The sequence below is a fragment of the Micromonospora sp. WMMD1155 genome (assembly GCF_029581275.1).
Taxonomy (GTDB): domain Bacteria; phylum Actinomycetota; class Actinomycetes; order Mycobacteriales; family Micromonosporaceae; genus Micromonospora.
This window is the reverse complement of the sequence record NZ_CP120742.1, coordinates 4,614,167-4,633,091: the sequence shown is the minus strand read 5'-3', so window position 1 is coordinate 4,633,091 and position 18,925 is coordinate 4,614,167. Positions and strand designations below refer to the sequence as shown.

Annotated in this window: 11 protein-coding genes; 3 read left to right on the top strand and 8 right to left on the bottom strand. The window is 73.1% G+C overall.

The features are described from left to right. Window positions 1-66 precede the first annotated feature (66 nt). Entirely contained in the window at window positions 67-2,763 is a 2,697-nt protein-coding gene (locus O7617_RS21395) for a hypothetical protein (RefSeq protein WP_282257654.1), read from the bottom strand. Between the two features lie 144 nt (window positions 2,764-2,907). Between O7617_RS21395 and O7617_RS21390 the strand changes: the two genes are divergently transcribed. After that, window positions 2,908-4,440 carry a M1 family metallopeptidase gene (locus O7617_RS21390; RefSeq protein WP_282257653.1) on the top strand — a complete coding sequence of 511 codons (1,533 nt, stop codon included), beginning with the start codon at window positions 2,908-2,910 and terminating at the stop codon, window positions 4,438-4,440. Window positions 4,441-4,494: 54 nt separating this feature from the next. On the opposite strand, the gene O7617_RS21385 is transcribed toward O7617_RS21390, so the two are convergent. The 3 genes from O7617_RS21385 to gltB form a co-directional block, all read right to left on the bottom strand. After that, complete coding sequence (locus tag O7617_RS21385; RefSeq protein ID WP_282257651.1) at window positions 4,495-5,886, bottom strand: MFS transporter; 1,392 nt, start codon at window positions 5,884-5,886, stop codon at window positions 4,495-4,497. A 176-nt stretch (window positions 5,887-6,062) separates the two neighbouring features. Beyond that, entirely contained in the window at window positions 6,063-7,583 is a 1,521-nt protein-coding gene (locus O7617_RS21380; protein WP_282257649.1) for a glutamate synthase subunit beta, read from the bottom strand. Next, on the bottom strand, window positions 7,576-12,252 hold the full coding sequence (gene gltB, locus O7617_RS21375; RefSeq protein WP_282264823.1) for a glutamate synthase large subunit: 4,677 nt from the start codon (window positions 12,250-12,252) through the stop codon (window positions 7,576-7,578). Before gltB ends, O7617_RS21380 begins: the two co-directional genes overlap by 8 nt. Before the next feature lie 165 nt (window positions 12,253-12,417). Between gltB and O7617_RS21370 the strand changes: the two genes are divergently transcribed. Further along, the gene (locus tag O7617_RS21370) at window positions 12,418-13,263 is read left to right on the top strand and encodes a GNAT family N-acetyltransferase (protein WP_282257646.1); all 846 of its coding nucleotides are present in this window, start codon (window positions 12,418-12,420) and stop codon (window positions 13,261-13,263) included. Window positions 13,264-13,678: 415 nt separating this feature from the next. On the opposite strand, the gene O7617_RS21365 is transcribed toward O7617_RS21370, so the two are convergent. Together O7617_RS21365 and lgt are read right to left on the bottom strand one after the other, a co-directional pair. Then, window positions 13,679-14,866, bottom strand: a complete 1,188-nt coding sequence (locus O7617_RS21365) for an FAD-dependent monooxygenase (protein WP_282257645.1) — start codon at window positions 14,864-14,866, stop codon at window positions 13,679-13,681. Between the two features lie 15 nt (window positions 14,867-14,881). Then, window positions 14,882-16,114: a prolipoprotein diacylglyceryl transferase gene (lgt, locus tag O7617_RS21360; protein WP_282257644.1), complete on the bottom strand. Its 1,233-nt coding sequence runs from the start codon at window positions 16,112-16,114 to the stop codon at window positions 14,882-14,884. A 102-nt stretch (window positions 16,115-16,216) separates the two neighbouring features. Between lgt and O7617_RS21355 the strand changes: the two genes are divergently transcribed. After that, window positions 16,217-16,783, top strand: a complete 567-nt coding sequence (locus tag O7617_RS21355) for an NUDIX hydrolase (protein WP_282257643.1) — start codon at window positions 16,217-16,219, stop codon at window positions 16,781-16,783. A gap of 85 nt (window positions 16,784-16,868) precedes the next feature. Here O7617_RS21355 and trpA read toward each other — a convergent pair whose 3' ends face one another. Together trpA and trpB are read right to left on the bottom strand one after the other, a co-directional pair. Then, window positions 16,869-17,672 (bottom strand): tryptophan synthase subunit alpha, encoded by an 804-nt coding sequence (gene trpA, locus O7617_RS21350; RefSeq protein WP_282257642.1) that lies wholly within the window; start codon window positions 17,670-17,672, stop codon window positions 16,869-16,871. Window position 17,673: 1 nt separating this feature from the next. Then, the gene (trpB, locus tag O7617_RS21345) at window positions 17,674-18,912 is read right to left on the bottom strand and encodes a tryptophan synthase subunit beta (RefSeq protein WP_282257641.1); all 1,239 of its coding nucleotides are present in this window, start codon (window positions 18,910-18,912) and stop codon (window positions 17,674-17,676) included. Between the last annotated feature and the right edge of the window lie 13 nt (window positions 18,913-18,925).

Here is an 18,925-nt window from a genome sequence, read left to right as displayed (position 1 = left end):
CCAGGAACCCTAACGGACGCCGGTGGCACCGGGACAGTCCTGCCAGGACGTGTCACGCCCGCTCTGTCAGGCGGGCCCGCACGGCACCGGCTCGGCGGTGTCGGCCAACCCGCAGCGGAACACCTCCACCGGCGCCGTGACCACGTCCGGCACCTGCTCCACCCGCAGCAGGGCCAGCCGTTTGTCGACCGGCTCCCCCGAGTCGGGGGTGAACCGGATCAGCCCGGCCACCCCCGGGTAACCCTGGCTGGCGTTCTGCCGGAGCACCTCCGCGTGCACGGCGACCGGGTTGACCGACGTCGGCTCCCACCGTTGGCGCGGGTCGGCGTGGTGCAGCCGGGCGGCGAGGCTCTCCACCGCGCGGATCATCATCATCGCCGCGTCGTAGGCGAGGCTGACCCGCTCGCCGACCTGGTGCTCGGAGCCCGGTCGGCAGCGTGGCGGGTCGAGCAGGTCGTCGGCCTGGATCCAGGCCAGGAAACTGGCCCGCGCGTCGTCCCGTCGGTCCTGGGCGGCCCTCAACGCGGCGCAGGTGGCCAGGGCCGCCTTGGAGACGTACGTGACGGGCAGGTTGCTGGGGGCTGCGACGCGCAGCCCGGGATTGGCCATGTAGCGGTTGACCGAGTCGTCGGCGACGAGGTGCCGGGGCGGGTTGCCGCCGCACTCGCGCAACGCCCGCAGGAAACCGTGGAACTCCGACCACCGGCCCGCGTAGAAGAGCAGGCCGGGGTAGCCGCACTCGTCGATCAGCCGGGCACCGGTGCTCCACTTTTCGAGGCGCGTCATCCGGGGACCGAACCGTTGCCGGAGCCCGTCGACGAGCGTACCCACGTACAGGTCCTCGGTGAGCGTGCTGCCCTCCAGCGTCGTGTAGTAGACGTGCGCCTCGTCGACCTTCAGCACCTGTTGGGCGTACGCGTCGACCATCTCCACCTGGTCGGCGTTGGGCGCGGAGATCTGCAGGTAGAGGCGGGAGTTCGCGTCCATCCGATCGGCGGAGAGCGTGGGCGCCAGCACCGGCAGCCCGACCCGGTTCAACTCGCGCAGCGCGCGGGCGGTGCTCGTCCGACTCTCCACCAGACCGACCACCCCGACCACGGTGGGGTCGTCCGCGGCCAACTCGGCGAGCATCGCCACGGCCCGGTCCGCATAGATCATCTGCCGGCCGCCGTTGGCCACCACGATCCGCAGCAGCGCCGCGCCGTTGGCGCCGGCCGACTCTTTCAGCAACGCGTACTGGGCGGTGGCCATGCCTTCGAGCTCCTCGCGCTCGGAGACGTAGGACTCCTCGTCGGCGCGGGTCAGGTTGCCGGTCAGCGTGCCCAGGTAGACCAGGGTCAGGAAGGGTCGGCGTCGGTCGCTGCGCTGCCAGACCTCCTCGGCGGCGCGGTTCTGCGCGAAGATCCGCCGCTGGATGGTCCGCAGCCCGTCCTGGCCCGGGTCGTTGTTGAACACCTGGGCGGCGCTGTCGCTGTAGCCGATACATTCGTCGCGGGCGACCACTTCGACCGACACCCGGCCGCCGGTCAGCGAGGGGTGGCAACCCGGCCCCCACCGGCTGCCCACCCAGACGCCCAGCGCCGCGACCAGCACCAGGCAGAGCGCCGCCGGCAGGAAACGCCGCGACCACCAGGGCGGGTCGGGCGCGGAGAACGGCCGGACGCCGCCCCGCGACGGTGGGCCGGTGTCGGTGTCGTCGGGGCGCAACGCCACGAGCCAGGCGGCCTGGCGGCGCAGCCGCCGCATCTCCGGCAACGCCTCGGCCCACTCGTCGTACGCCTCGTCGGCCTCGGTCAACGGGTGCGGCTCGGGCAGTTCCGGCGGCGGTTGCCCGCCGGACACGACGATCAGCAGCGGGTCGTTGCGGCCCGTCTCGGTGCGGACGTCGCCGACCAGACGCACCAGTTCGCCGCCGACGTTGCCGGGCGCGACGTGGTCGATCAGCAGCACCGGGTACGCGGTGCGCCGCCAGTCCGACGGGCGCCACGGCCGACGCTGGTACGCCTGCCGCAGGTCCTCCAGGAACGCGTGCAGCAGCAGCTTGTTGACCTGGTCGGGTTGCTCGCCGTCCCGCCACCCGGCGGTGAGGCGCTCGGCGAAGCCGAGGAACGTGACCGACTGCCGGGGCGCGAGGTACTGCTGGCGCATGAACCAGTTGTAGTGTCGCCCGAGCACCGGCACCCGGCCGGAGACGGCGGCCCGGAAGAGCACCCCCGGCACCGCGCGGCGGACCAGCCAGAGCAGCACCTGCGAGACGATGCTGACCGCGTCACCGCCGCTGGGCGGCGCCTCCGGCGCACGAGTGCCCCGGCGGTCGCGCAGCCGGCGGACCAGGGCCGCGCGGCTGTCGTCGGCGTCGACGCCGAAGCTGAGGCTCTGGTGCATCAGCCAGTCGGCGAGCGGGTAGTGCCGAAAGCGCAGCCGGGCGGCGCCGAACGCCTCCAGGGAGAGCTGCCGGTGCAGCTCACGCAGCAGCGCCGAGACGTCCCCGGCGCCCGGCGGCACGTCGGCGTCCACCACCGCGTGCGGCACCCGCCGCCGTGGGCCCTGACCGAGGAACCGGCGCAGCGGCGTCATCAGGTCCGACGTGTCCGAGCGGACCAGCCACAGCAGCGGCAGCCGGCGGTCGCCACGGCGGGGTCGCCGCAGCAGCCGGGCGAGCAACGTGAAGAACTCCAACCCGCCGGCAGGCAGCCGCTCCCGACCACCTGTGGCCTGCCGTTGGCCGATCAACTCCCGCTTGGGCACCTCGGACCGCCGCACGCGTCACCTCCGATCCACACAGTGTGACCTTGCCGAGCAAGACACACCAGAGATCGACGCCGATCGGCGGTGTCACGGGCGGCGACGTTCACAGTTGTCGATTAGGTTGGCGTGGCGAACACCCCGATGGAGGGAGTCCACCCCGTGCGACGAGCACTCACGGCGGCCACCGCCGCCCTGACCCTCACCACCGCCGGCACCATGCTCGCCGGCACCCCCGGCCAGGCGGCCCCGACGGGCTGGGGCCGACCGGTCGTCACCGCCGCGCCGCAACCCGGCGCGTCCGGCCTGGGCGACACCTACTTCCCCGACTACGGCAACGGCGGCTACGACGTCGAGCACTACGACGTCCGGCTGCGCTACGACCCGGCCACCGACCTGCTCACCGGCACCACCACCATCCTCGCCACCGCCACCCAGGACCTCTCGACGTTCAATCTGGACTTCCTGCTCGACGTCGAGTCGGTCCGGGTCAACGGCTGGGCGGCGACCACCAGCACCGCCGGCGTCCACGAGGTGGTGGTCACCCCGGCCCGCACGGTGACCCGGGGGCAGCAGCTCACCATCGTGGTGCGCTACTCCGGCGTCCCGTCGGAGACCCTGGTCGGCGGCTACACCGGCTGGACGCGGACCGACGACGGCGCGCTCGCCGTCAACGAGCCCGAGGCGGCGTGGTGGTGGTTCCCCAGCAACGACCACCCCCTGGACAAGGCCACCTTCGACATCTCGGTGTCGGTGCCCACCGGGGTCGAGGTGATCAGCAACGGCGTGCAGCCGAGGCCACCGGCGGCCGAGGCCGGCAACCGCACCCGCTGGATCTGGCGGACCACCTCCCCCACGGCCACCTACCTGGCCTTCCTGGCCATCGGCCAGTACGACATCGTCACCGACACCACCCCGGGCGGCCAGCCGGTCGTCAACGCGTACAGCACCTCACTGGGCGCCCTCGGGCCGGCCGCGCGGGCCAGCATCGAGCGGACCGCCGAGATCGTCGACTGGTGCAGCGGGATCTTCGGGCCGTACCCGTTCGAGGCGCAGGGTGGCGTGGCCGGACCGGTCGACGGCATCGGCTTCGCGCTGGAGACGCAGACCCGACCGGTGTACGGGCCGGGCTTCTGGCGGCGCGGCGCCAACACGTACGTGGTGGTGCACGAGAACGCCCACCAGTGGTTCGGTGACTCGGTCTCGGTGGCCGAGTGGCGACACATCTGGCTCAACGAGGGTTTCGCCTCGTACGCCGAGTGGCTGTGGTCGGAGGAGCAGGGTGAGGGCACCGCGCAGGAGGTGTTCGACTTCGTCTATGACAGCTACCCGGCCGACGACGAGTTCTGGCAGGTGCTGCCCGGTGACCCGGGTGCCGGCCGGATCTTCGACGACGCCGTCTACGACCGGGGTGCGATGACGTTGCACCAGCTCCGGCTGGCCGTGGGCGACGACGCGTTCTTCGAGATCCTGCCCGCCTGGGCCACCGAGCACCGGTACGGCAACGGCACCGTCGCGCAGTTCCAGGCGCTGGCCGAGCGGATCTCCGGGCTGGACCTGGACGACCTGTTCACCGCCTGGCTCTTCACCGCCGGCCGCCCCGACGTGGCCGGCGCCGCCCGCAAGGCCGCCCCGCCGACCGAGCCGAAGTCCTGGGCCAAGATCCGCGAGACCCATGCCCTGATGTCCCACTAATCCCCACCCACCCCCGGCCCCGCCCGCGCCCCGGGGCGGGGCGGGGGCGCTTTCTCAGCGGCGGGGCAGGGATCCGGCGGTGGCCAACTCGGGAAGCCGGATCGGGCCCGAGGGAACACCGTCGGCGGGCGCGATCACACACACCGCCCCGGTGGGGCGGACGATGCGGGCGGCCCTAAACGCCACCCGTCGTACCGGATGGCGTGGCCGGGGCGCGACCAGCGGGGCTGTCGCCGCGCGGGCCTGCTGACGGTCGAGGGCGACCGCCGCCGCGACCGTGGCGATCGTCGCGGCGGTTCCGGCGAGGACGAGCGTCTGGCGCGGCCCGGCGTACTCGGCGAGCCAGCCGAGCAGCGGGGCACCGACCGCGGCGGAGACCGAGCCGGTGACCGCCAGGGCGGCGAGCACCCGGCCGCGCATCGCGGCGTCGGTGTCGAGTTGGGCGCGGGTACCGACGGTGGTGTCGATGACCACCGCGGCGGCGGCGATCGGCAGGATCACCGCCGCGAAGCTCACGGTCCCCGGGGCGAGCCCGGCGACGATCTGCAACCCGCTGGCGAGCAGGCCGGCGACGACGAGCGTCCGGTAGCCCAGGGACCGGCGGCGGGCCGCGACGAGTGCGCCGACCACCGTTCCGATCGCGAACACGGTGGACAGGACGCCGTAGCCGGAAGCGCCGGCGTTCAGCGGGCCGTCGCTCATCGCCGCCATCGTCACCTGGTAGTTGCGGCCCAGACTGCCGAGCACGAACGACAGGGCGAGCGCGACGAGCAGCACCGGTTGCCGGCGTAGGTAGGCGAACCCGGCCCGTACGCCGCCGCGGGTCGCACCGGCGGCGGCCACCGCCACGCCGGTCACGGCCCCCGGGCGGACGGCGAACAGCGCCACCACCACGGCGGCGAAGCTCGCCGCGTTGATGCCGAACAGCAGGGCGGGGCCGACTGCGGCCACCACGAGGGCGCCGAGGCTCATGCCGAGGATGCGCCCGGCGGAGTTGGAGAGCGAACCGAGCGCCAGGGCGTTGCCGAGGGTCTCCCGGTCGACGAGGGTGGAGGCCCAGCGCCCCATCACCGGCCCCTCGATCGCCGAGACGGCACCGGTGGCCAGGGAGATCGCGAAGATCAGCGGGAGCCCGCCGAAACCGGTCAGGGCGACCGCGCCCAGTCCGGCGGCGAGCGCCGCGTGGGTCACCTGGGCCGCGATCAGCAACGGGCGGGCCGGCAGACGGTCGGCCAGCACACCTCCCCAGACGCTGAGCAGCAGGGTGGGTGCCGCCTGGAGCAGCACGGCGAAGCCCATGGACGTCGCCGAACCGGTCTCCTTCAGGACGTACCAGTTGACTCCGAGGACCTGCATCCAGGTGCCGATGACGGAGACGAACCCGGCGAGCGCCCAGATGCGGTAGTTGCGATGGCGCAGCGCGGCGAAGGTGGCACCCGTGGCCACGACGGACCTCCAGCGATCGGCGGCATGATCATTCAGGCCGATCGCGGCGCGGCTCGGCAGCCGACAAGTCTTGCCACCTTAAACCTGTTTGCCCACATTTGTGAGCGGCTTCACCAGCGGGAATGCCCCGGCCGGTGTGGCAGCAGCCTGCCGCACCGGCCGGACACCCCAACGGGTCAGCGGGCGGCCAGAGCCTGCGCTGCCGGGCCGACCGGGGCCGGTAGCGCACCGACACCGCCGAGGTACGCGTGGATCGCGGCGGCCGCCGCACGCCCCTCGGCGATGGCCCAGACGATCAGCGAAGCGCCCCGGTGCATGTCACCCGCGACGAACACCCCGTCGGCGTCGGTCTGCCAGTCGTCGCGGGCGTCGACCGCGCCCCGCGGGTTGCGGGTCACCCCGAACTGCTCCAGCAGCGGCTGCCGCTCGGTGCCCTCGAAACCGATCGCCAGCAACACCAGATCCGCCGGCAGCTCCCGCTCGGAGCCCGGTACCACGGTGACGATGCGCCGACCGTCGCGCTTCTCGACGGTCACCTCGGCGATCCGCACCGCCCGCACCTGGCCGGTGCCGTCGTCCACGAACTCCTGCACCGCCACGGCGAAGACCCGCTCGCCGCCCTCCTCGTGCGCCGGGTAGCTGCGCAGGACCCACGGCCACGTCGGCCACGGATCCCGTGCCTCGTCGCGCTCCTGGGGAGGCTGCGGGTACAGGTCGAGCTGGTGCACGCCCGCGGCGCCCTGGCGGTGCGCGACGCCGAGGCAGTCGGCTGCCGTGTCGCCACCACCGATGATCACCACGTGCTTGCCGGCCGCGTCGATCGGGCTGCCGTCGGGCAGCACCGCCGGCGCCAGCCGGCGCTCGCCGGCCTCCTCGGTGGTCGCGGTGGCGACCGCGCGATTCGCCGCGACCAGGTGCGCCATCGCCTGGTGTACGCCCCGAAGCGCCCGCCCCGGGGTCTCCGGAGTGTCCCGGCCCTGCAACGCGCCGCAGGCCAACAGCACCGCGTCGTGCTCGGCGCGCAACTGCTCGGCGGTGACGTCCACCCCGACGTTCACACCGGTACGGAAGCGCACCCCCTCGGCGGCGAGCTGGGCCAACCGGGCGTCGATGTGCCGCTTCTCCAACTTGAAGTCGGGGATGCCGTACCGGAGCAGACCACCGATCGCGTCGTCCCGCTCGTACACCGTCACCGCGTGACCGGCGCGGGCCAACTGCTGGGCGGCGGCGAGACCGGCGGGCCCGGAGCCGACGACGGCCACCGACCGGCCGGACGGCGCCGGCACCGGGCGGGGCGTGAACCCGCGCGCCGCGGCGGCGTCGGCGATCTCCACCTCGACCTGCTTGATGGTCACCGGCTGACCGCCGGAGATGCCGAGCACGCAGGCCGCCTCGCAGGGCGCCGGACAGAGCCGACCGGTGAACTCCGGGAAGTTGTTGGTGGCGTGCAACGACTCCACCGCGGCGTCCCAGTTGCCGGTACGCACCAGGTCGTTCCAGTCCGGGATGCGGTTGCCCAGTGGGCAGCCGTCGTGGCAGAACGGGATGCCGCAGTCCATGCAGCGCGTGGCCTGCTCACGGACCAACTCCTCGCCGGCCGGCGGGTAGACCTCACGCCAGTCGCTGATCCGCACCGACACCGGACGGCGGGCCGGCAGCCGCCGGTCGTAGCGCAGGAAACCGTTCGGGTCAGGCACGTGCCACCTCCTGGGCCGCCACCCGCGGGGCGGGCGGCGCGGCCGGCGCGCTGAGCGCGCCCATCACCGCGTCGTCGACGTCGCGGCCGGCGGCTTCGGCGGCCCGCATGATCTCCAGCACCCGGCGGTAGTCGCGGGGCACCACGGCGGTGAACTCGGCCACCGCCTCCGGCCAGCGCTTGAGCAGCTCCTCGGCGACCGACGAGCCGGTCTCGGCCACGTGCCGCTGGATCAGCTCGTGCAGCAAGGACTGCTCCTGCTCGCCCAGCGGCGCCAGGTCCACCAGTTCGGTGTTGACCCGCGCACGGTCCAGGTGGTGCACGTACGCCGTACCGCCGGACATGCCGGCCGCGAAGTTACGGCCGGTCGCACCCAGCACCACGACCGTGCCGCCGGTCATGTACTCGCAACCGTGGTCGCCGACGCCCTCGACCACGGCCACCGCGCCGGAGTTGCGGACCGCGAACCGCTCCCCCACCCGGCCGCGCAGGAAGACCTCGCCCGCCGTGGCTCCGTACAGGATGGTGTTGCCGGCGATGATCTGATCCTCGGCCCGCCGACCCGGCTCGGCGTCGGGGTCGAGGAACGGCGCGGCGGCGTCCGGACGGACGACGACCCGCCCACCGGAGAGGCCCTTGCCCACGTAGTCGTTGGCGTCGCCGTGCAGCCGCAGGGTGACCCCGCGCGGCAGGAACGCGCCGAACGACTGCCCGGCCGTGCCGTGCAGCACGAACTCGATCGTGTCGTCCGGGAGGCCGGCGCCGCCGAAGCGGCGGGTGACCTCCCCGCCGAGCATCGCGCCGACGCTGCGGTGCTCGTTGCGCACCGCCACCTCGACCCGGACCGGCGCCCGTTCCGACAGCGCCGGACGGGCCAGCGCGATCAGCTCGTTGTCCAGGGCCTGCTCCAGGCCGTGGTCCTGGGCGCGCACCCCGCGTCGGGCCGCACCGGCGGGCAGCTCCGGCAGGTGCAGGACGGGTGCCAGGTCCAGCCCGTGGGCCTTCCAGTGCGTCAGGGCCGGGGCCACATCGAGCAACTCGGACTGCCCGATCGCCTCCTCGATCGACCGCAGACCCAGCTCGGCCAGGTAACCCCGGACCTCCTCGGCGAGGAAGAGGAAGAAGTTCTCCACGAACTCCGGGGTGCCGGTGAACCGCTCCCGCAGGACCGGGTTCTGGGTGGCGATGCCGACCGGGCAGGTGTCCAGGTGGCAGACCCGCATCATCACGCAGCCGGCGACGATCAGCGGCGCGGTCGCGAAACCGAACTCCTCCGCGCCGAGCAGCGCCGCGACCAGCACGTCCCGGCCGGTCTTGAGCTGACCGTCGACCTGGACGGTGACCCGGTCGCGCAGCTTGTTGAGCAACAGCGTCTGCTGCGCCTCGGCCAGCCCCAGCTCCCACGGGGTGCCCGCGTGCTTGAGCGAGTTCATCGGGGACGCGCCGGTGCCGCCGTCGTGGCCGGAGATCAGGATGACGTCGGCCTTGAGCTTCGCCACCCCGGCGGCGACGGTGCCGACACCGACCTCGCTGACCAGCTTGACGTGCACCCGGGCCGCCGGGTTGACGCACTTCAGGTCGTGGACGAGCTGGGCCAGGTCCTCGATGGAGTAGATGTCGTGGTGCGGCGGCGGGGAGATCAGACCGACGCCGGGGGTGGCGTGCCGGGTACGGGCGATCCACGGCCAGACCTTGTTGCCGGGCAGCTGACCACCCTCACCCGGCTTCGCGCCCTGGGCCATCTTGATCTGGAGGTCGTCGGCGTTGACCAGGTATTCGCTGGTCACGCCGAAGCGACCGCTGGCGATCTGCTTGACCGACGAGCGACGGGCCGGGTCGTGCAGGCGTTCGACGTCCTCGCCGCCCTCACCGGTGTTGGACTTGCCGCCGAGACGGTTCATCGCGATGGCCAGCGTCTCGTGCGCCTCCGCGGAGATCGACCCGTACGACATGGCGCCGGTGGCGAACCGCTTGACGATCTCGGAGGCCGGCTCGACCTCCTCGATCGGCACCGCCGGGCGGACCCCGGTCCGCAGGGTGAACAGCCCGCGCAGCGAACCGGCCTGCGCGGCGAGCGCGTCGACCTTCGCGGTGTACTCGCGGAAGACGTCGTACTGCCGGCTGCGGGTGGCGTGCTGCAGCAGGAAGACCGTCTCCGGGTTGAACAGGTGCAGCTCACCCTCGCGACGCCACTGGTACTCGCCGCCGACCTCCAACCGGTCGGAGGCGGCGGTGCCCGCGGCCGGCCAGGCCAGCGCGTGCCGGGCGGCCACCTCGGCGTGTACGCCCGCGAGGCCCACCCCGCCGATGCGGCTGGGGGTGCCCCGGAAGTAGCGCTCGACCAGCCGGGTGTCCAGACCGACCGCCTCGAAGACCTGCGCCCCGCAGTACGAGGAGACCGTCGAGATGCCCATCTTCGACATGATCTTCAGGACGCCCTTGCCGAGCGCCTTGGCATAGTTACGCACTGCGGCGGCGGGCTCGACGCCGGCCAGCGCGCCGGTAGCGATCATGTCCTCGACGGACTCGAACGCCAGGTACGGGTTGACCGCCGCCGCGCCGTAGCCGATCAGGACCGCCGCGTGGTGCACCTCCCGGCAGTCGCCGGACTCCACGATCAACGCCGCCTGCGTCCGGGTCTGCTCGCGCACCAGGTGCTGGTGCACCGCGGCGGTGAGCAGCAGCGACGGGATCGGTGCCAGGTCGGCGTTGGAGTCCCGGTCGGAGAGCACCAGGATCCGGACGCCGTCCTCGATCGCCTCGGAGACGTGCCGACAGATCTCGGTCAGCCGCGCCTTGATCCCGGCGGCGCCCTCCCGGACGCGGTACAGCCCGGACACCCGGACCGCCTTGAAGCCGGGCAGGTCGCCGTCCTCGTCGATGGAGAGGATCTTCGCCAGCTCGTCGTTGTCGAGGATCGGGTGCGGCAGCACGATCTGCCGGCAGCTCGCCGCACCCGGGTCGAGCAGGTTGCCCTCCGGCCCGATGGTCGACGCCAGGCTGGTCACCAACTCTTCCCGGATGGCGTCCAACGGCGGGTTGGTGACCTGGGCGAAGAGTTGGTGGAAGTAGTCGTAGAGCAGTCGTGGCCGGGTGGACAGCGGCGCGATCGGAGTGTCCGTACCCATCGAACCGAGCGGCTCGGCGCCGGTGCGGGCCATCGGCCCGATGAGAATCTTCAGCTCCTCCTCGGTGTAACCGAAGGTCTGCTGGCGGCGACGCACCGAGTCGTGGGTGTAGACGGTGTGCGCGCGGGCCGGCAGGTCGCCCAGCTCGATCAGCCCCGCGTGCAGCCACTCCTCGTACGGCTGAGCGGCGGCCAGCTCGGACTTGATCTCCTCGTCGTGCACGATCCGACCGGCGACGGTGTCGACCAGGAACATCTTCCCCGGCTGGAGTCGCCCCTTCGCGACCACGTGAGCCGGGTCGAGGTCGAGCACGCCCGCCTCGGAACCGAGCACGACGAGGCCGTCGTCGGTCTGCCACCAGCGCCCCGGACGCAGCCCGTTGCGGTCCAGCACCGCGCCGACGATCTCGCCGTCGGTGAACGCCACCGAGGCGGGACCGTCCCACGGCTCCATGAGGCTGGCGTGGAAGCGGTAGAAGGCGCGCTTGGCCGGCTCCATGCCGGGGTCGTTCTCCCACGCCTCGGGGATCATCATGAGCACCGCGTGCGGCAGGCTCCGCCCCGCCAGGTGCAGCAACTCCAGGACCTCGTCGAAGTTCGCCGAGTCGGAGGCGCCGGGCGTACACACCGGGAACACCCGCCGGATGTTGCCCGGCACGTTCGGCGAGCGCAGCAGCGCCTCGCGGGCCTGCATCCAGTTGCGGTTGCCGCGGATCGTGTTGATCTCGCCGTTGTGGGCGATGAACCGGTACGGGTGGGCCAGCGGCCAGGACGGGAACGTGTTGGTGGAGAAGCGCGAGTGCACCAACGCGATCGCGCTGTCGATCCGCTCGTCACGCAGGTCCGGGTAGAACGCCGGCAACTGGTCGGGGGTGAGCATTCCCTTGTAGACCATGGTGCGGCTGGACAGCGACGGGAAGTACGCCGGCACACCCCGCTCGGCGGTCTCCCGCTCGGCCTGTTTGCGCAGGCTGAACGCCACCCGGTCCAGCTCGATGCCGTGCAGCGGCGAACCGGCCGGCCCCTCGGGCGCGTCGGTGAGCCGGCGCGCGGCCAGGAAGAGCTGCCGGACCCGGGGCATCGCCGCCAGGGCCGTCTCGCCGAGATCGCTGCTGTCGATCGGCACATCCCGCCAGCCGAGCAGGTCGGCCCCCTCGACCAGCGCGTACTTCTCGACCACCTGCCGGGCACGCGCCTCGGCGGCGTCGTCGTCGGGGAGGAAGACCAGCCCCGTCGCGTACTCGCCGGCCGGGGGAAGCGCGACGTCGGCCACCGCGCGCAGGAACGCGTCGGGGACCTGGATCATGATGCCCGCGCCGTCGCCGGTGTTCGGCTCCGCGCCCCGGGCACCGCGATGGTCCAGCCGACACAGGGCACCGAGCCCATTGGCGACGACCGCGTGGGAACGCCTGCCGTGCAGGTCCGCCACGAACGCCACACCGCAGGCGTCGTGCTCCTGCGCGGGGTCGTAGAGCCCCTGGGCGGACGGGCGGGGATCGGGCATCGGGGACGCCTGCGGGCTGTGCGGGTACGGCTGTGTCATATCCGCGTACGGCTGAGCCACCGGGCCTCCTGTCGTCACTCAGGTTGGATCATGGTGGGGACGACGTCGGCCCGTGGGTCTATTGAGTCTACGTTAGGGCGACGCTCGCACGGCCACCTGAGATTGATCACACCGTCCACTGGCTGGGACGTGTAGTCTCGCGCGGTGGATCCGCTCAACAAACACGTCTTCGACCGGTTGGAACGTTTCTACGACGCGGTGCCCCGCGACGTCGCCGGTGCGGAGGACCATGGCGGGTTGGTGCTGTTCGTCCGCGAGGGCAACGGTTGGCCGTTCTACGCCCGTCCCCGGCTCGACGCCACCGGACCACCGTCGCTGGCCGACGTGACGGCGGTCCGCGAACGGCAACGGAAGCTGGGCCTGCCGGAAGCCTTCGAGTGGGTGCACGAGACGACCCCTGAGCTGCTGGCGGTCGCGCGCTCGGCAGGGCTGCACGTGCTGGAGGCACCGCTGATGGTGCTCGACCCGACCGAGCTGCCCGACCCGGCGACCCTGTCCGACGTGGCGGTACGGGTGCTGGCCGCCGACTCCCCCGACTTCGCCGCCGACGTCGCCGCCCGACGGGCGGTGGCCGCCGTGTCGTTCGCCGCCGCCGGCACCGCGACCGGAGAGGCGGGCCCGGCCGAGCGGGACGCCGCCGTCACCGAACTCGAACTCGCCGCACTCGACGAGGAACGCGCCCGCATCGCCGACGGCCGACGGATCTCCGCACTGGCCGGCACGCCGACCGAGGGCGCGCTGGCCAGCGGCATGGCCATGCGGGTCGACGACGTCGCGGAGATCGCCGGGGTGGCCACCCTGCCGGCCGCCCGGCGACGCGGGCTGGGCGCCGCACTTACCGCCACCCTCGCCCGGGAACTCCTCGCGGCCGGCACCGACCTGGTCTTCCTCTCCGCCGGCAGCGAGGACATCGCTCGCGTCTACCTGCGGGTCGGCTTCCGCCGCATCGGCACCGCCTGCATCGCCGAACCCGCGGCCCTGATCCCCTGATCCCTGACTCCGCACCCCGCACCCCGCACCCCGCACCCCGCACCCCGCACCCCGCACCCCGCACCCCGCACCCCGCACCCCGCACCCCGCACCCCGCACCAAGATCCGAGCAACTTCCCTGTTCTTGCTGCCTGCGACGCGCCGGAGGCAGCAACATCTCTGATGTTGCGCGGATCTCCCGACGGAGAGGGCTCGCGAGAGGCAGACACGACGGCGACGGGCGACCGGCACCGAGGCCCGGACCGGGCCGCATAGACCGAGGCGCGACAGGAACCAACCCCACCCCTCGACCCTCCCGATCATGGAGTTGTGGTGCCGGTTAAGGAGGGTTTTGCCATCCTCCGTCTACCACCACAACTCCATGATCGATGGGGGCACGAGGGTGCGAGCGGCGGGCCAGGGTGGGGTGGGATGGTCAGGTGGGGGGACGCCACTGGGCGGCGGACGCGGCGGCGCTGGAGAGCAGTCGGGAGTTGATCGTGCCCAGGGCGGCGTCGCGGGCGCGCAGCGCCAACCGGCCACGGGCCTGGAGCACCGCCGACATCCGCCGCGTCTGCCGAACCACTGTCGCGGCGCGTGGGCGACGCACCCGGTCGTACGCCTGAACGGCGTCGGGCAGCCGCGCCTCGCGGAGCAGGGAGGCGAGCGTGGCGGCGTCCTCGAAGGCGAGGCAGGCGCCCTGCCCGAGGTGCGGCGGCATGGCGTGCGCCGCGTCGCCGAGCAGCACCACCCCTCCCGGCCCGGCCGGGAAGCCGTACGAGCGGGGCAGCGGACGCAGCTCGCGGACCTCCTGCTGGACCAGGTCGGAGGGGTCGGTGGCGTCGAGCAGCGCGCTGATCGGGTCGGGCCAGCCCGAGTACCAGCGCCGCAGCAGGGCGAGCTGGGTCTCCGGTGGTTCGGGGCGGGGCGCGCCCGCGGCGGTGGCCACCCAGTAGATGCCACCCCGGGTGGAACCACCCGACGAGCCGCGCTCGCCCAACGACGCCGCCACGAACCGGTAGCCCGCGCCGAGGATCTCACCGGCCAGCGGTTGATCGTCGGGTAGGCGAGGCGCCTTGTACCAGGGGATGACGGCGCGCCAGGCGGCACACCCGGAGCTGACCACCCGGGATTCGGGGGCGAGTTGGCGGCGGATGCCGCTGTCCGTGCCGTCGGCCGCGACCACCAGGTCGACCTCGATGGTCTGTCGCCCGTCGCTGACCGCGGGTCGTTGACCGGGCTCGACCCGGACGTGGCGCACGGTCACGCCGGTCCGCAGGTCGACCCGCTCGCCGAGGCCGGCGATCAACGCGTCGTGCAGGTCCTCGCGGTGCACCACCACCGGCATCCGGTCGGCGGGGACGGGCCGGGGCTGCACGAGCCAGTGCCCGTCCGGGCGGCGGACCCCGCCGTCGGGAAGCGGAGTGGCGATGGCGGCCAGACCCGCGCCGAGCCCGAGGGCTTGCAGCGCGCGGACACCGTTGGGCCAGAGCACGACGGCGGTCGGCTCGGGCCGGACCCGTTCGGCGCGCTCCATCAGGGTGACCGTCCAGCCGGAGCGGGCCAGCGCGCCGGCCACCGCGAGGCCACCCACCCCGGCGCCGACCACCACCGCGCTTCGCATCGGTTACGCCCCCGCTCAGCTGTCCCGGTCGGCGGGCCGCGCGCCGGCGGCGTCAGCCCGATCGGCGGGCCGGGTGCCGGCGACGTCAGCCCCGTCTGCGGGCCGCGTGCTCGTGACGTCGGCACGGTCGGCTGACGACTCGTCCGCCGGGTCGTGGGACGACGGCCCGTCGACGGCCGCCTCGCCGGTGCGGATCTCGTCGGTGCGGGTCTCGTCGGCGCCGGGCTCCGGCGGTACGACGCCGGTCTCCTGCCAGGCGGCGTACTGCTCCTCGCTGACCACCCGGTAGCCCTCCGGCGCGGCAGCCCGCGTGGGGGTCTCCCGCTCGGACAGGTCCACCTGGGACAGGTCGGACGCGGTGGGCGGAGTCGGCGTCGCCGTCGCGCCGAGCGGGATCAGGAACTCCTGCGGGCCGCGCACCCGCACGAAGTAGATCAACCCGCCGAGGAAGACCAGCGCGGCGGTCCAGACGTTGAGCCGGACGCCGAGGATCTGGTTCGCCTCGTCGGTGCGCATCAGCTCGATCCAGAACCGGCCGGCGGTGTAGCCCATGACGTAGAGCGCGAAGGCCCGACCCCGACCCAGCTTGAGCCGACGGTCGAGGACGAGGACCAGGGCGGCCACGCCGAGGTTCCACAGCAGCTCGTAGAGGAACGTCGGCTGGTACAGGCCCGGTTCGAGGATCGGCTGCCCGGCGTCGTCGCGCAGCGCGTGCCCCGGGTTGTCCGGGTCCATCCGGTGGATCTCCAGGCCCCACGGCAGTGTGGTACGCGCGCCGAACAGCTCGTTGTTGAACCAGTTGCCGAGCCGGCCGACCGCCTGGGCCAGCGGCAGCCCCGGCGCCAGCGCGTCGGCCACCACCCCGAACGGGATGCCGAGCTGTCGGGCCGCGATCCACGCCCCGACCGCGCCGCCGGCGACCGCGCCCCAGATGCCGAGACCACCCTCCCAGATGGCGAACGCCTTCAACGGCTCACCACCGGCGCCGAAGTACTTCTCCGGTGAGGTGATCACGTGGTAGATCCGGGCGCCGATGATGCCGGCGGGCACCGCCCAGACGGCGATGTCGAGCACCGCGCCGGGCGCGACGCCGCGCTGCCGCAGCCGGCGCTCCGTCACCCAGCAGGCCAGCACGATGCCGGCGATGATGCAGAGCGCGTAGGCCCGGATCGGCACCGGCCCGAGCTGCCAGACCGCGGTGCTGGGGCTGGGCAGGGCCGCCTGGGGGGACAGCGAGGCGAGGGTCACGGGTGCACACGCTACCGCTGCACACCCCCACCGCGGCACCCCGGGCCGCCGGAGCCCGCAACTCGGTGACTTCTGGTTTGCACCCCCGTACGCTCTTTGTCCATGAGCGCGCTCACCTGGGCGGTCGCCGCTGTCGTCACCGACGACACCGGCCGGGTGCTGCTCTGCCGGCAGAGCCGGGGTACGCGCCGCCACGCGCTGCCCGGTGGACGGCTACGTCCGGCGGAGAGCCCGGTAGGGGCGGCGCTGCGGGACATCCGCGCGGAGACCGGCTGGGACATCGAGTTGGTCGACCTGGTCGGTGTCTATCACCTGACCGGCCCGCCGGTGGAAACCCTGGCCGGGCGCGCCGCTCCACTGCCGGACGTACTCGTGCACGTGTTCCGGGCCCGCGCGGCCGGGGTCCGACCCGCCGCCGACCCCGCACCCGGCTGCCGGTTGACCTGGCACTCCCCCGGGGCGCTACCCGGTGCGGTCACCCCGCTCACCCGGGCCGCCGTCACCGACGCGACCGCCGGTCGCTCCGGCGTGCTCCGCGAGGTGCCCTGCGTACCCGGTGCCGTCGCCTCCGCGCCCCTGCCGGCGGCTCGCCCGGCCGAGGAGGGCCGCCCAGCCGGCACCCTCGCCGCCGCGCCACATGCGATTGAGCGGTATACCTCTGGGTCATAAATATGACTCACAGGTATACCGCTCAACAGACAGACATGCCCCGCGCTGCGCGCCGGCCGGCCACAGGGGCCCAGCGCGGACGGGTTCAGCGGGTGGGGTTGCGGACACCCTCGGCGAGTTCGGCGCTGAGCGTGCGCAGGGCGGCCAGCCCGTCGGCCTCGGTGGGCGCGTCGAGCAGGCACCGGACCAGGGCGCTGCCGACGATCACCCCGTCGGCGTACCCGGCGACGGTGCCGGCCTGCGCGCCGGTGCCCACCCCGAGGCCCACACCGATCGGCAGGTCGGTGACCGCGCGGGTCCGGGAGACGAGCGTCGGGGCGGCGTCCGAGGTACGCGCCCGGGCACCGGTCACTCCCATCACCGCTGTCGCGTAGACGAAGCCACGGCAGTGCTGCACCGTCATCGCCAGCCGGGCGTCGGTGGACGACGGCGAGACCAGGAACGTGCGGTCCAGTCCGTGCGCGTCCGAGGCGGCCAGCCACTCGTCGGCCTCGTCCGGAATCAGGTCCGGGGTGATCAGACCGGTGCCACCAGCGGAGGCGAGGTCACGGGCGAAGACGTCCACGCCGTACCGCTCGACCGGGTTCCAGTAGGTCATGGTGACCACCGGTGCGCCGGTGGCGGCCACCGCCTCGATGATGCGCATGGTGTCCGCGGTGCGGACGCCCCCGGCCAGGGCGATGTCACTGGCCCGCTGGATCACCGGCCCGTCCATCACCGGGTCGGAGTAGGGGATCTCCACCTCGATGACGTCCACGCCGGCCTCGACCATGGCGGTCATCGCGGCGATGCTGCCCTCGACGCTCGGGAAACCGGCCGGCATGCAGCCGACCAGCAGTGCCCGCCCGTCGGCGCGGGCCTTGTCGAAGGCCAGCCCGATCCGGCTCATCTCACCGCTCCTTGTCGAGGATGCCGAAGTAGTCACCGGCGGTGTGCACGTCCTTGTCGCCCCGCCCGGAGAGGTTGACCACGATGGTGGGCTCCCGGCCCAGCTCGGCGGCGAGCTTCGGGGCCAGCGCCACGGTGCCGGCGAGCGCGTGCGCGCTCTCGATCGCCGGGATGATCCCCTCGGTGCGGCAGAGCAGCTCGAACGCGGCCATCGCCTCGTCGTCGGTGACCGGCAGGTAGGTGGCCCGACCGGTGTCGTGCAGCCAGGCGTGCTCGGGCCCGACGCCCGGGTAGTCCAGACCGGCGGAGATCGAGTGCGACTCCAGGGTCTGCCCGTCGGCGTCCTGCAGCACGTACGTCCGGGTGCCGTGCAGCACGCCGGCCGAACCGCCGGTGATGCTCGCCGCGTGCCGGCCGGTGGTCACCCCGTCGCCGCCGGCCTCGAAGCCGTACAGCCGCACGTCGTCGTCGCCGACGAAGGCGTGGAAGATGCCCAACGCGTTGGACCCACCACCCACGCAGGCGGTCACCGCGTCGGGCAACGCGCCGGTGAGGTCCAGGCACTGCTGGCGCGCCTCGTCACCGATGCCCCGGACGAAGTCGCGGACCATCGCCGGGAACGGGTGCGGGCCGGCGGCGGTGCCGATCAGGTAGTGCGTCTCGTCGACGTTGGCCACCCAGTCGCGCATCGCCTCGTTCATGGCGTCCTTGAGGGTGCGCGAACCATTGGTGACCGGCACGACGGTGGCGCCGAGCATCCGCATCCGGGCCACGTTCAGCGCCTGCCGCTCGGTGTCGACCTGGCCCATGTAGACCACGCACTCCAGGTCGAACAGGGCGGCGGCGGTCGCGGTGGCCACACCGTGCTGGCCGGCGCCGGTCTCCGCGATCACCCTGGTCTTGCCCATCCGCTTGGTGAGCAGCGCCTGGCCGAGCACGTTGCGCACCTTGTGCGCGCCGGTGTGGTTGAGGTCCTCGCGCTTGAGCAGCACCCGCGCGCCGACCTCCGCGGAGAACCGCCGGGCCTCGTAGAGCAGCGACGGGGTGCCCGCGTAGTCACGCAGCAGCGCCCCGAACTCGGCCCGGAAGGACTCGTCCGCCATCGCGGCCCGCCACGCCCCGTCGAGCTCGTCCAGCGCGGCCACCAGGGCCTCGGGAACGAACCGACCGCCGAAGCGGCCGAAGTGGCCGGCGGAGTCGGGCTGCGGGCCGGCCACCGGGGCCAGCGCGTCGGCGCTCATCGGAAATCCTCTC

What these genes read in the sequence shown, in the direction of transcription:
- gltB (WP_282264823.1), bottom strand. Translation starts at nt 12,252, where the DNA reads ATGACACAGCCGTACCCGCACAGCCCGCAGGCGTCCCCGATGCCCGAT.
- O7617_RS21365 (WP_282257645.1), bottom strand. Translation starts at nt 14,866, where the DNA reads ATGCGAAGCGCGGTGGTGGTCGGCGCCGGGGTGGGTGGCCTCGCGGTG.
- O7617_RS21355 (WP_282257643.1), top strand. Translation starts at nt 16,217, where the DNA reads ATGAGCGCGCTCACCTGGGCGGTCGCCGCTGTCGTCACCGACGACACC.
- trpA (WP_282257642.1), bottom strand. Translation starts at nt 17,672, where the DNA reads ATGAGCCGGATCGGGCTGGCCTTCGACAAGGCCCGCGCCGACGGGCGG.
- trpB (WP_282257641.1), bottom strand. Translation starts at nt 18,912, where the DNA reads ATGAGCGCCGACGCGCTGGCCCCGGTGGCCGGCCCGCAGCCCGACTCC.